The 13,177-nt window shown below is 61.2% G+C and carries 11 protein-coding genes; 5 read left to right on the plus strand and 6 right to left on the minus strand.

Annotated features, from left to right (window positions below):
* Positions 1-4: 4 nt before the first annotated feature.
* The 6 genes from GTP27_RS13250 to GTP27_RS13275 all read right to left on the minus strand — a co-directional run bounded on the left by GTP27_RS13250 (position 5) and on the right by GTP27_RS13275 (position 7,176).
* Positions 5-205 carry a hypothetical protein gene (locus tag GTP27_RS13250; RefSeq protein WP_161039648.1) on the minus strand — a complete coding sequence of 67 codons (201 nt, stop codon included), beginning with the start codon at positions 203-205 and terminating at the stop codon, positions 5-7.
* 85 nt (positions 206-290) lie between these two features.
* Positions 291-782 (minus strand): DinB family protein, encoded by a 492-nt coding sequence (locus GTP27_RS13255; protein ID WP_161039649.1) that lies wholly within the window; start codon positions 780-782, stop codon positions 291-293.
* Positions 783-843: 61 nt separating this feature from the next.
* The gene (locus GTP27_RS13260; protein WP_161039650.1) at positions 844-1,392 is read right to left on the minus strand and encodes a hydrogenase expression/formation protein; all 549 of its coding nucleotides are present in this window, start codon (positions 1,390-1,392) and stop codon (positions 844-846) included.
* Between the two features lie 212 nt (positions 1,393-1,604).
* Entirely contained in the window at positions 1,605-4,211 is a 2,607-nt protein-coding gene (parC, locus tag GTP27_RS13265; protein ID WP_371865921.1) for a DNA topoisomerase IV subunit A, read from the minus strand.
* A 12-nt stretch (positions 4,212-4,223) separates the two neighbouring features.
* The gene (locus GTP27_RS13270; RefSeq protein WP_161039651.1) at positions 4,224-6,221 is read right to left on the minus strand and encodes a DNA topoisomerase IV subunit B; all 1,998 of its coding nucleotides are present in this window, start codon (positions 6,219-6,221) and stop codon (positions 4,224-4,226) included.
* A 391-nt stretch (positions 6,222-6,612) separates the two neighbouring features.
* Positions 6,613-7,176, minus strand: coding sequence for a hypothetical protein (locus tag GTP27_RS13275; RefSeq protein WP_161039652.1), 564 nt, complete (start codon positions 7,174-7,176; stop codon positions 6,613-6,615).
* A 266-nt stretch (positions 7,177-7,442) separates the two neighbouring features.
* On the opposite strand from GTP27_RS13275, the gene GTP27_RS13280 reads away from it, so the two are divergent.
* From GTP27_RS13280 to kdpC, 5 genes are all read left to right on the plus strand, one after another.
* Positions 7,443-8,210 (plus strand): TorF family putative porin, encoded by a 768-nt coding sequence (locus GTP27_RS13280; protein WP_161039653.1) that lies wholly within the window; start codon positions 7,443-7,445, stop codon positions 8,208-8,210.
* A gap of 219 nt (positions 8,211-8,429) precedes the next feature.
* The gene (locus tag GTP27_RS13285) at positions 8,430-8,519 is read left to right on the plus strand and encodes a potassium-transporting ATPase subunit F (RefSeq protein WP_161039654.1); all 90 of its coding nucleotides are present in this window, start codon (positions 8,430-8,432) and stop codon (positions 8,517-8,519) included.
* A 1-nt stretch (position 8,520) separates the two neighbouring features.
* On the plus strand, positions 8,521-10,338 hold the full coding sequence (gene kdpA, locus GTP27_RS13290; RefSeq protein ID WP_161039655.1) for a potassium-transporting ATPase subunit KdpA: 1,818 nt from the start codon (positions 8,521-8,523) through the stop codon (positions 10,336-10,338).
* A 42-nt stretch (positions 10,339-10,380) separates the two neighbouring features.
* On the plus strand, positions 10,381-12,495 hold the full coding sequence (kdpB, locus tag GTP27_RS13295) for a potassium-transporting ATPase subunit KdpB (protein ID WP_161039656.1): 2,115 nt from the start codon (positions 10,381-10,383) through the stop codon (positions 12,493-12,495).
* Between the two features lie 11 nt (positions 12,496-12,506).
* Entirely contained in the window at positions 12,507-13,157 is a 651-nt protein-coding gene (gene kdpC, locus GTP27_RS13300) for a potassium-transporting ATPase subunit KdpC (RefSeq protein ID WP_161039657.1), read from the plus strand.
* Positions 13,158-13,177: the final 20 nt, after the last annotated feature.

Raw genomic sequence — 13,177 nt, forward strand, 5'->3', positions numbered from 1 at the left:
CGAGTCAGGAGTTTTTGCCGCCGATGATTTCTGCCAGCAGTTCTGGCGGGATCGGCTGGCCGCTGGAGCCGAGCTGGCGTACGGTTTCATGCAGAAGATTGAGACGTGTAACCTTGATGACAGTCCACGAGATGATGCCGGCAATCGGAATCAGCAGGGCAATCACAGGTATCAGGATAGGCGACATATCGGTAAGTAAGCTCATTATTTTCCTGTAAATTTTAAATAGGCGAGAGATAAACAGCGCTGGACGCTGCTGCTAAAAGGCCAGTGTGCGCGGTAGGCCGGATTCATGCCAGCCTGCGCTGCGGTTCGGCCGCATGGATATACACGGTGTAGGTATCGGCTGGCCGTGCTGCTCCGGCCAGATCCAGTGCATGGCCGATGGCTCCGCGGTGATATGTTCCATGATTAATGATATGGAACAGCGCTTCCAGCGCGGAAAGCCGCCCGGGCTGGCCATCCATGAAACGCAGCGGTATCTGTTTTTGCAGCACTTCTTCCCTTGCATCGGCAACAAATTGTGCCAGCCACTGATTGGAGCGCGCCAGCCGCACGCCCAGCTCCTCCAGTGGCGGAACCACGGCCGTATTGGTAGCCTGATGCGGCAGCGTTTCGCCTAGCAGACGGGCGCGGAATAATTCTTCCACGATCACCATGTGATTCAATTGCTGGCAAATGAAAGCCACGGCAGCGGCGCCATCCCGCGTGGCCAGCGCCTGGGCGGCATCGAGGGTACGCTGGTCGGCCCATTGTTTGTAGTTGAAAGCGCGGATGAGCATAGTTTCCGGATGACTCAGGGAGCAAGAAGGTCGTATCGGCGGGTGTAAGCCGGAGCGTAGTCTAGCCGCAGGCATCGGCGTTGCCGAATTTATCCGATTTAGTCCAGCCCTGCTTGCCAGCGCTATTGCGTATCTGCTTCCACCATACCATTCTGGCCCGTTCGGCAGCAACGGTAGGAATAGCGCCCAGTTCCACGCTGCTGTGATACACCTTGCCCTGATACCAGAAGAGGAAAGCGCCCTCGCCCAGCGGTGCCAGCAGGTAGAGCATATCGCCCGGCTTGAGCGCCAGTTGCGGTCCGTCTTTGCCGTCGATATAGCCGTCCTGCATGGCCCGGTCTATGCGCACGCGGGCGGCTTTCTCGGTGATGACTACGCCGGTCAGTGCGGTGACTTTTTCATCGGGATGCAGGCGGAAAGCCAGCGCCGAACCGGCCTTGCGGGTGGCATACACATCGATGTCGTCGCTGGCCGTCCATTCCCGATAGGTACAGCATTCGAACGGACACACGCCCCAGTTCTCATAGTTAGGCGGCGGCTGATTTCCTGCCTGCGCAGATGGCGCAACAGAGGCAAACAGGCCCGCAGCCGCCAGCAGTAAGGCTTTCATCTTGATGCTCCCGTATCGAACATGCTTGATCATGCCTGACAGGATAGCATTATTGCGGATTTTGAAATGTAAGAATTGTCACAGGCAGCGGGACTGGTGGCCGCTCACCGTGACGGGGGCAAAGCAGGCGGCGAGGGCGAGGATGCAGCTGGCTTGCCGCCAGCCGACAGAGATGGCATGCGGCCGCCAGACTGGCTGGCGGCCGTAGGCGCCTAGATGATAGGCGTGAGGGTGTTCGGTTTGAGCTTGGTCGCGAGGGCCTTGCCCTTGCGCGCGCGCTTGCCGAAGTGGACCGCCAGTGCCGAAGCGGACAGACGTTCCTCCTGCGGTTTGGCAGCGCGGCCTATGCCGGACACGATCACGCCTTTCTGGCTGATAGGCTGGGCAGCGATCAGGGTTTCCTTGTCTTCCAGCTCCATCAGGATCACGCCGCGGCCGCCATTGGTCAGCACCTTCATCTCGTCCAGACCGAACACCAGCACGCGCGCATTGGCCGAAAGCACCGCCACGGCACTGGCTGTATCGGGAATCACGGCCGGTGGCAGCGGGGTAGCGCCTTCATCGAGCGTGATGTAGGCCTTGCCGCCCTTGATGCGGCTGACCATGTCGGCGGCCTTGGCGACGAAGCCGAAACCTGCACTGGTGGTCAGCATCATCTGGGTGCTGCCGCTGCCGGCGAAGTAATGCAGGATGCGGGTGCCGCTGGCCAGATCGATCAAGGTGGTAATCGGTACGCCGTCGCCGCGCGCATTCGGCAGCGCCGCTACCGGCACGGAGTAGATCTTGCCGTTGCTGCCGAAGGCCAGCAGGTGGTCCACCGTGCGGCATTCGAAGGCGCCATACAGGCTGTCGCCGGCCTTGAAGGTGAACTGCGCCGAGTCGTGGCCTATGCCGCTACGGGCACGGATCCAGCCTTTTTCCGAGATGATGACAGTAACCGGCTCGTCCACCACCTTCTGTTCCACCACGGCTTTCTGGGCTTCTTCGATCAGGGTGCGGCGGGCATCGCCATACTGCTTGGTGTCGGTTTCGATTTCCTTGATGATGGCGCGTTTCATCGAGTTCGGGTTGTCCAGCAGATCCTGCAGGATGCCTTTCTCTTTGCGCAGTTCGGCCAGTTCCTGCTGAATCTTGATAGCTTCCAGACGGGCCAGCTGGCGCAGGCGGATTTCCAGTATATCCTCGGCCTGGATTTCCGACAGGCGGAAGCGTTCCATCAGCGCCGCTTTCGGTTCGTCCGAATTGCGGATGATGTGGATGACTTCATCGATATTCAGCAGGATGGTCTCGCGGCCTTCCAGAATATGGATGCGCGCATCGACCTTGCCCAGCTTGTACTGGCTGCGGCGGGTCACGGTGGCGAAGCGGAAGGTGATCCACTCCTGCAGAATTTCGGACAGGCCTTTCTGGCGCGGACGGCCATCGCCCCCTATCATCACCAGATTGATGGAAGCCGACGATTCGAGCGAAGTATGGGCCAGCAACAGCAGCATGAATTCGGTCTGGTCCTGATTCTTCGACTTCGGTTCGAACACCAGACGCACGGGCGCAGCGCGGCCCGATTCGTCGCGGATAGTGTCGAGCGAATTGAGGATCAGCGACTTCAGCGCCAGCTGTTCGGGCGACAGGGTCTTCTTGCCCAGCTTGATTTTCGGGTTGGTCAGCTCTTCGATCTCTTCCAGCACTTTCTGGGCCGACGTACCGGGCGGCAGTTCCGTTACCACGGCCTGCCACTGGCCGCGCGCCAGCTCTTCGATCTTCCAGCGGGCCCGCACTTTCATGCTGCCACGGCCGGTCGCGTACATATCGCTGATCTGCGAAGCAGGCGTGATGATCTGGCCGCCGCCGGGGAAGTCCGGGCCGGGGATCAGTTCCATCAGTTCGCTGTGGCTGATCTTCGGGTTCTTGATCATGGCCACCGTGGCCTGCGCCACTTCGGCCAGATTGTGCGACGGGATTTCCGTCGCCAGACCCACGGCAATACCGGACGCGCCATTCAGCAGCACCATCGGCAGACGGGCCGGCAGCAGCGTCGGTTCTTCGGTCGAGCCGTCATAGTTGGCCTGGAATTCCACCGTGCCCAGATTGATTTCGTCCAGCAGCACCTTGGCGATAGGCGTCAAGCGGGCCTCGGTGTATCGCATGGCTGCAGCGCCGTCGCCGTCGCGCGAACCGAAGTTACCCTGACCGTCGACCAGCGGATAGCGCAGCGAGAAGTCCTGCGCCATACGCACCATGGCGTCGTACACCGACTGGTCGCCGTGCGGGTGCAGCTTACCGAGCACGTCACCCACCACCGTGGCCGATTTGCGCGGCTTGGCGGTTGAATTCAGGCCCATTTCGTTCATCGCGTACAGAATGCGGCGCTGTACCGGCTTCTGGCCATCGCATACGTCGGGCAGGGCGCGGCCCTTGACTACCGAGATGGCGTAATCGAGATAGGCGCGTTCGGCGAAGGTAGACAGGGTCAGGGCATCGCCGCCGTCACCGCCGTCGCCATTGCCGAAGACACCGTTGTCCTCGCCGCCGTTGCCGCCGCCATTATCACCGTTATCGCCGCCACCACTGCCGCTATCGCCACTGTCGCCGCCATCGCCATCGCCAGCTTCAGCACTGGCGGCCATGCCGCTTTCTGCTACGGCATCGCCGGTTTCTAGGTCTGCCAGCGCCACTTCCGCGCCGCTGTCGAACAGATCGCCTTCTACGGCGGCAGGTGCTGGCGCGGTTTTGTGCGCAGGTGCGTCAGCCTTGCCGGCAGACGCGCTGCTGTTTGCGGCCGGCTCGTTGGCCGGTTCGTCAAAGAGATTTGCTTGAGTCATGATCAGTAATAGTTAGATATCGGCGTCGGCTTCGTTGCCGTGTTCTTCGATCCACGCGCGGCGGGCGGCGGCTTCGCCTTTACCCATCAGCATATTGAAGCGGGCCGACGATGCGTTCAGGCCTAAGCCGCCCAGCGCTACCGGCAGCAGGCGGCGCGTATCGGGATTCATGGTGGTTTCCCACAGCTGTTCGGCGTTCATCTCGCCCAGACCTTTGAAGCGCGAGATCGACCATGCGCCTTCTTTCAGGCCGTCCTTGCGCAGCTTGTCCTCGATGGCGGTCAGTTCGCCTTCGTCCAGCGCATACAGCTTCTGGATAGGCTTCTTGCCCCGTGCCGGTGCATCCACGCGGTACAGCGGCGGACGGGCGATGCAGATATTGCCATTGGCGATAAGCGCAGGGAAGTGGCGGAAGAATAGCGTCAGCAGCAGCACCTGTATGTGCGAGCCGTCCACGTCCGCATCGGACAGGATGCAGATTTTGCCGTAGCGCAGGCCGCTCAGATCCGGCGTGCTGTTGGCCGTGTGCGGATCGACGCCGATGGCCACCGCGATGTCGTGGATCTCGTTGTTGGCAAACAGACGGTCGCGGTCCGTCTCCCACGAGTTCAGCACCTTGCCGCGCAGCGGCAATATGGCCTGGAATTCCTTGTCGCGGCCCATCTTGGCCGAGCCGCCGGCCGAATCGCCCTCGACCAGGAACAGTTCGGTGCGCGCCACGTCGGACGATTCGCAATCGGTCAGCTTGCCCGGTAAAACCGCTACACCCGAAGACTTTTTCTTTTCCACTTTCTGCAGCGAGCGCAGACGCGATTGCGCCTGCTTGATCACCAGCTCGGCCAGCTTCTTGCCGTGATCGACGTGCTGGTTAAGCCACAGCTCCAGCGCCGGTTTGGAGAAGGTCGACACCAGCCGCACGGCATCGCGCGAATTCAGGCGTTCCTTGGTCTGGCCCTGGAATTGCGGGTCCAGCACCTTGGCCGACAGCACGAAGGACACCCGGGCAAACACGTCTTCCGGCAGCAGCTTGACGCCCTTCGGCAGTAACGAGTGCAGTTCGACAAAGCTCTTCACTGCGCCATACAGACCGTCGCGCAGGCCCGATTCGTGGGTGCCGCCGCTCACGGTCGGTATCAGGTTGACGTAGGATTCGCGCACGATGGCGCCTTCTTCCGTCCATGCCACCACCCATGCCGCGCCTTCGCCTTCGGCAAAGCCTTCCGCGTCGGGGCCGGCAAACTGGGCGCCTTCGAACAGGGGAATCAGGGTTTCGCCGTTGCCGCTCTGGGCCAGCGTTTCGGTCAGATAGCCGCGCAGGCCGTCGTCGTATTTCCAGGTCTGCGATTCGCCTGTTTTGGCATTGGTCAGGGTGACGGAAACGCCGGGCAGCAGCACGGCCTTGGAACGCAGCAGGCGTTGCAGCTCGGCTTGCGAGATATTCGGCGAATCGAAGTATTTACCATCGGGCCAGGCGGTCACGCGGGTGCCGGACTTCTTGCCATCGCGCGGCGCCACCACGGAAGCCAGCGGCTCCACCACGTCGCCATGTTCGAAGGCCAGTTTGTGCAGGCCGGTGCCGTCAGGCTCCTTGCGCCACACCGTGATTTCCAGCCGCTTGGACAGCGCATTGGTGACCGACACGCCCACCCCGTGCAGACCGCCGGAGAAGGCATAGGCGCCGCCCGAACCTTTATCGAACTTGCCGCCTGCGTGCAGACGGGTAAACACGATTTCTACCGTGGGCACGCCTTCATCGGGGTGCAGGCCGACGGGAATACCGCGGCCATCATCCTCCACGGTGATGCTGCCGTCGGCATTTTGCGTGACGATAATATTCTTGCAATGGCCACCGAGCGCTTCGTCGGAGGCATTGTCGATCACTTCCTGAATGATGTGCAGCGGATTCTCGGTGCGGGTGTACATACCCGGACGTTGCTTGACAGGTTCCAGTCCCTTGAGGACGCGGATAGATGATTCGCTATAGTCGGAAACAGGTTTTTTAGTGGCCATACGTGATCAAGCTGATAATTTAATTACTGTGTTTATGTACAGTTTTATGCGAACGTTTGCGTATTCTATCCTCAACTGGCGGCAATCGCGGCAAAAAATCGGTGCGCGCTAGTTTATACACGATGTTTACTGTGCCAGCCCACCTTTTTAGACGGTTTTTACGACGCCGGCGCTAAGCTGTTGGCATGCCTAGCCATACAAGAGAGGTGTCCCGTGCACGCATTTTTCCAGACTAAACCGGCCCAGCGCCCTTCGCTGTGGCGTCACCAGCCAAAGGCAGCGCCGTGCTTGATGCAGTTGACGGTGGATACGGACTCGCTGTCAGTGCTCAGGCGGCAACGGCCAGCCGCCTGAGCTACGCTCCCGCGCAGGCGGGGGGCAGCAGCACCGCTTAAGCGTTCGCGCCGGGGGCAAACACCTGACGATACAGGTGGCGCACTTCCGGCGTGCACAGTACCTGATCATCTTCCTCATCTGCGTGGGCCAGCGCGCTGTGTCGGGTGTAATACGCGCCCCGTTCATCCAGCACCAGTTGCTCGACCAGCCGCGCTGATTCCAGCTGGGCGACAAACAGCAGAATATTGCCCACTTCCTGCACGCTCAGTTCGCGCGCACCATGGGCCACCGAAACCAGTATGCGCGCAGCCGGGTTATGGCTTGCCGCGCCGCGTAGCAGATTTAACAGCTGCGCCGTCGTGTGCTGTTGCTGCAGGTCGTCAGGCTGCAGCAGCACCACGATCAGGCTGGCCATGGCCAGCGCCGCGGCATGGTTGCTGTCGTGTGCAGCGGAGGCATAGATGACGGTATCATCATACGGCGGGTGTGCCGGACGACCTGCAGTGCCGGCCGAGTCCTGCAGTAGCACGCGTTTGCCTTCGGTGGTACGCAGCAGAGCCAGTTGCTGGCCCAGTTCAGCGGCGGCAGCGGGCTCGGTGCTGATCAGCGCAAGTATCATTGTTGTTCTCCAGATGAGGTGTGGGCGGTATTCGGCTAGCCGTCGGTACGGCAACCCCAGCTTAGACCGCCGCCCGTAAAGATAGTCTAAATATTCGCCTCTCCCCGGTAAACGCTGCATAAACGGGGCACCATCTTCTACCGGCTTTTACGCCTTGTTTACAGCGCCGCTGTAAGTGTTTACACCATCTTTAGATCCTAATCGATAACCTGCTGCCTACCCCCGATACCGGGGGTTGATCGCATCGTTATAACTTAGGGGAAGTCATGAAGAAATTGTTTATTGCCAGCGCCATTCTGGCCGCCTGCACCAGTGTCACCGCCCGTGCCGAAGACAGCGCCAGTGCGGCTGATGCCAAGCCTGAGCATGAAACCAGTTTTAATGCGGCGCTGGTGAGCGATTACCGCTACCGCGGCATTTCGCAAACCCGTTTGCAGCCGGCCCTGCAGGGTGGTTTCGACTATAGCCATAACCCTACCGGCCTGTATGCAGGCACCTGGCTGTCGACCATTAAATGGACCGCAGATGCGGGCGGCTCCGGCCATGTCGAGTGGGATCTGTATGCGGGCCAGCGCGGCAATCTGAGCGCAGCAGTCAGCTATGACGTGGGTGTGCTGGGCTATGTGTATGCACATAACGGCCTAGGCCGCGTGAGCGGCATGGCCGATGCCAACACGGCGGAAGTATATGGCCAGCTAGGCTATGGCCCCGCTTACTTCAAGTATTCGCACGCGCTGACCAATCTGTTTGGTTTTGCCGACAGCAGGAACAGCGGCTATCTGGATCTGGGCGCCAATATTGATCTGGCTGATGGTCTGGTCGCCAATCTGCATGCCGGTCGCCAGCAAGTCCGTGGCAATGATGCGGCCAGCTATACCGACTGGAAAATTGGTTTCACCAAGGACTTCGGCGTCGCCACCGTCGCACTGGCCATGGTCACCACCAATGCCAGCAAGACGGCTTATGCATCGCCCGCTAATGGCAAGTTCCTGGGCCGGAATGCCTTGTGGCTGAGCGTCGGCAAGACCTTCTGAATTGCCTGAAGCAGCGGGAAGATGCGGATTTTTACAGTTTGTTTACACCCGCTGCGCCAGTGTTTACAACATCTTTAGACCGGGCTCGCTAATCTGCTATTTCTTGATATGCGCGCTTTGAAGGGGAACCATGGACGCTTTGTATATAGCTTTATTGCTGGCTTTTGGGGCCATGATCGTAGGCTTTGCCGCTGCCTGTGCGCGGCTGGAGGGCAAACAATGAGCAGCTTTTATGTGGTAGGCGCACTCACGGCAGGCGCTTTGCTGGTGTATCTGGTAGTGGCCTTGCTGAAAGCGGAGGAACTCTGATATGAGTATGCAATCTATCATTTTGCTGGCCGTATTCCTGCTGGTGCTGCTGGCGCTGGCCTATCCGCTGGCCAGCATCCTGACCCGCGTGGGGCAGGGCGGCGCCGTGCCGGGCATGGGCTGGCTAGGCAAGCTGGAACAGCTGATGTACCGCCTGGCCGGTGTGCCGGTCCAGCAGGACGTGGCCGTGGGCCAGAGCTGGAAAGCCTACGCCCTCTCGCTGATGCTGTTCAACGGCATCGGGGCGCTGTTTGTGTATGCGCTGCAGCGCGTACAGCAATGGCTGCCGCTCAATCCCCAGGGACTGGCGAATATCTCGCCCGATTCATCCTTCAATACGGCCATCAGCTTTGTCGCCAACACCAACTGGCAGGGTTATAGCGGCGAACAGACCATGAGCTATCTGACCCAGATGCTGGCGCTGACCTGCCAGAACTTCTTCTCGGCGGCGACCGGTATGGCCGTGGCCTATGCGCTGATCCGCGGTTTTTCGGCCCGCTCGGCCAGCGCCATCGGCAATTTCTGGGCCGATGTGACCCGCTCCACGCTGTATGTGCTGCTGCCGCTGTCGCTGGTATTTGCCGTGTTCCTCGGCAGCCAGGGCGTGATCCAGAATTTCTCCGCCTATCAGGAAGTCAGCCTGATGGATCCGGTCACCTACACCCAGCCGAAAACCGGCGCCGATGGCCAGCCTGTGCTCGATGCCAAGGGCCAGCCCGTGACGGAGACCCTGAGCACCGACAAGCAGCTCATCGCCATGGGACCGGTGGCGTCGCAGGAAGCCATCAAGATGCTGGGCACTAATGGCGGTGGCTTCTTTAACGCCAATTCCGCCCATCCTTACGAGAATCCGAATGCGCTGACCAACTTCTTCCAGATGATCGCCATCTTCCTGATTCCGGCCGCGCTGTGCTTTACCTTTGGCCGTATGGTGGGCGACCGTCGTCAGGGCTGGGCCGTGCTGGCCGCCATGAGCGTGCTGTTCGTGGCGCTGACCGTGGTGGTGATGAGCGCCGAGCAGCAGGCCCACCCGCTGCTGCAAGCCATGAATGTGGACCAGAGCAGCAGTGCGCTGCAGTCGGGCGGCTATATGGAAGGCAAGGAGACCCGCTTCGGCATCAGTGCTTCCACCCTGTTTGCCGCCGTGACCACGGCCGCTTCCTGCGGCGCCGTCAACGCCATGCATGATTCCTTCCTGCCGCTGGGCGGCATGGTGCCGATGCTGCTGATCCAGTTCGGCGAGGTGATCTTCGGCGGCGTGGGTTCCGGCCTGTACGGCATGCTGATCTTCGCCATCATGGCGGTCTTCATCGCCGGCCTGATGATAGGCCGCACGCCCGAATATCTGGGCAAGAAGATCCAGTCCTACGAAATGAAGATGACCTCGATCGCCATCCTGGTGACGCCTACGCTGGTGCTGGCCGGTACTGCTATCGCCGTGCTGTGCGATGCCGGCAAGGCGGGCATCGCCAATCCCGGCGCCCATGGTTTCTCGGAGATTCTGTACGCCTTCAGCTCGGCCGCCAACAACAATGGCAGCGCGTTTGCCGGCCTGTCCGCCAATACGCCGTTCTATAACGTCATGCTGGGCATCGCCATGTGGTTCGGCCGCTTCGCCATGATTATTCCGATACTGGCGATTGCCGGTTCGCTGGCGGCCAAGCAGCGGCTGGAAGCCAATGCCGGCACCATGCCCACCCACGGCCCCATCTTCATCGGTTTGCTGATCGCTGTGGTGGCGCTGGTCGGCGTACTCAATTACGTGCCGGCGCTGGCGCTCGGCCCGGTGGTCGAACACCTGCAGCTGTTCGTGCATTAAGAGGAGTTCAAGATGTCCAATATTCCCGTATCTCAGAAAGAGATGACTGTGTTTACCAATCCGCCAGCCCGCAGGCTGAACATGTTCGAATCGACGCTGGTCATTCCGGCCATTGCCGATGCGTTCCGCAAGCTCGATCCGCGCGTGCAGCTGCGCAGTCCCGTGATGTTCGTGGTTTTCGTCAGCAGCATCATCACTTCGGCGCTGGCGGTGCAAGCCTGGCTGGGGCAGGGCGAGGCGCCGTTCGGCTTCATCCTGGCGACCGCCATCTGGCTGTGGTTCACCGTGCTGTTTGCCAATTTCGCCGAAGCGCTGGCGGAAGGCCGCAGCAAGGCACAAGCAGCTTCGCTGCGCAGCCTGAAGCAGACCGTGATGGCGAAAAAGCTGTCCGCACCCAAGCATGGCGCGGCCTGGCTGCCGCAGTCGGCGACCGATCTGCGCAAGGGCAATGTGATACTGGTGGAAGCCGGTGATGTGATTCCCATCGACGGCGAAGTGATCGAAGGCGTGGCCTCGGTGGACGAATCGGCCATTACCGGCGAATCGGCTCCCGTGATCCGCGAATCGGGCGGCGATTTTTCTTCCGTGACGGGCGGCACCCGCGTGCTGTCCGACTGGCTGATCGTGACAGTCACGGCCAATCCCGGCGAGACCTTCCTCGACCGCATGATCGCCATGGTGGAAGGCGCCAAGCGCCAGAAGACCCCCAACGAGATCGCCCTGACCATCCTGCTGGTGGCGCTGACTATCGTGTTTCTGGTCGTGACGGTGACGCTGCTGCCATTCTCGCTGTTCTCGGTAGACGCGGCCAGGGCGGCCGGTCTGGCCAGCACGCCTATCACCATCACGGTGCTGATCGCTCTGCTGGTGTGCCTGATCCCGACCACCATAGGCGGCCTGCTGTCGGCCATAGGCGTGGCGGGCATGAGCCGCATGATGCAGGCTAACGTGATCGCAACTTCCGGCCGTGCAGTAGAAGCGGCAGGCGACGTCGACGTGCTGCTGCTCGATAAAACCGGCACTATCACGCTGGGCAACCGTCAGGCCGCCAGCTTCGTGCCGGCACCGGGCGTGAGCGAACAGCAGCTGGCCGATGTGGCGCAACTGGCTTCGCTGGCCGATGAAACGCCGGAAGGGCGCTCCATCGTGGTGCTGGCCAAGAACAAATTCAATCTGCGCGAGCGCGCCATGGAGAGCCTGCACGCCCACTTCGTGCCGTTTGCCGCCACCACCCGCATGAGCGGGGTGGATATTCCCCTCGATGGCGCTGCCGTGCGCGAAGTACGCAAAGGCGCAGCAGACGCGGTGCGCAAATATGTCGAAGCACAGGGCCAGCCCTTCCCTGCCGAAGTGGCGCAGAGTGTGGACGATATTTCGCGCCGCGGTTCGACTCCGCTGGTGGTGGCCGATGGCGGCCGCGTGCTGGGCGTGATCGAACTGAAAGACATCGTCAAAGGCGGCATCAAGGAGCGCTTCGCCGAACTGCGCCGCATGGGCATCAAGACCGTGATGATCACCGGCGATAACAAGCTGACGGCCGCCACTATCGCCGCCGAAGCGGGCGTCGATGATTTTCTGGCCGAGGCCACGCCGGAAGACAAGCTGAAACTGATACGCCAGTATCAGGCTGAAGGCCGTCTTGTCGCCATGACGGGGGACGGCACCAACGATGCGCCCGCGCTGGCACAGGCCGACGTGGCGGTGGCGATGAATTCCGGTACCCAGGCCGCCAAGGAGGCAGGCAATATGGTCGATCTGGATTCCAATCCGACCAAGCTGCTGGAGATTGTCGAAATCGGCAAGCAGATGCTGATGACGCGTGGCTCGCTGACCACCTTCTCGATCGCCAACGATGTGGCCAAGTATTTTGCCATTATACCGGCGGCCTTCGTGGGCACTTATCCGGCCCTGAAATCGCTCGACGTCATGCATCTGGCCAGTCCCGCCTCGGCCATCATGTCGGCAGTGATCTTCAATGCGCTGATTATCGTGTTCCTGATTCCGCTGGCGCTCAAGGGCGTGCAGTACCGTGCCATCGGCGCGGCGGCCCTGCTGCGGCGGAACATACTGCTGTATGGCGTGGGCGGCATCATTCTGCCGTTTATCGGCATCAAGCTGATCGACATGGTACTGGCCATGTTTAGTTTGTTTAACTGAGAGGAACTGGTATGAATAACGCAAACTCTGCCTCCCGCGCAGCGCAATTACGTCCTGCCACCCTGCTGTTTGCCATCCTGTCCGTGCTGTGCGGCGTGCTGTATCCGCTGCTGGTATGCGGCTTCGTCGGCCTGCTGTTTCCGGCCAAGGCAGGCGGCAGCCTGATCGAACAGAACGGCAAGCTGGTAGGCTCCAGTCTGATCGGCCAGGCCTTCTCTGCGCCGCAGTATTTCTGGAGCCGTCCTTCGGCGACAGCGCCGATGCCGAATAATGCGGCCGCTTCCTCCGGTGCCAATCAGGGGCCGACCAACCCGGCGCTGGCCGATGCCGTCAAGGGCCGCATCGAGGCGCTGCACGCTGCCGAGGCAGCCGTCGGCCTGGCGCCATCGTCTGCCGCTATTCCGGTGGATCTGGTGACGGCTTCGGCTTCCGGGCTGGACCCGGACATCAGCGTGGCGGCGGCGCTGTATCAGGTGCCGCGCGTGGCGGCGGCGCGCCGGCTCGATGCGTTGCACGTGCGCGCACTGGTGGAACAGCTGAGCGAAGCTGCGCTGCTGGGTGTACTGGGCGAGCCACGGGTGAACGTACTGGCCCTGAACCGAGCGCTTGATGCCGAGCGCAGCAAGCTGCTGGCGCAGGCCGCGCTAGCTGGTGCGCACTGAAAGCTGGGGTAGAATGCAGT

Source organism: Duganella qianjiadongensis (genome assembly GCF_009857915.1).
In the GTDB taxonomy this organism is placed as follows: Bacteria; Pseudomonadota; Gammaproteobacteria; order Burkholderiales; family Burkholderiaceae_D; genus Rugamonas; species Rugamonas qianjiadongensis.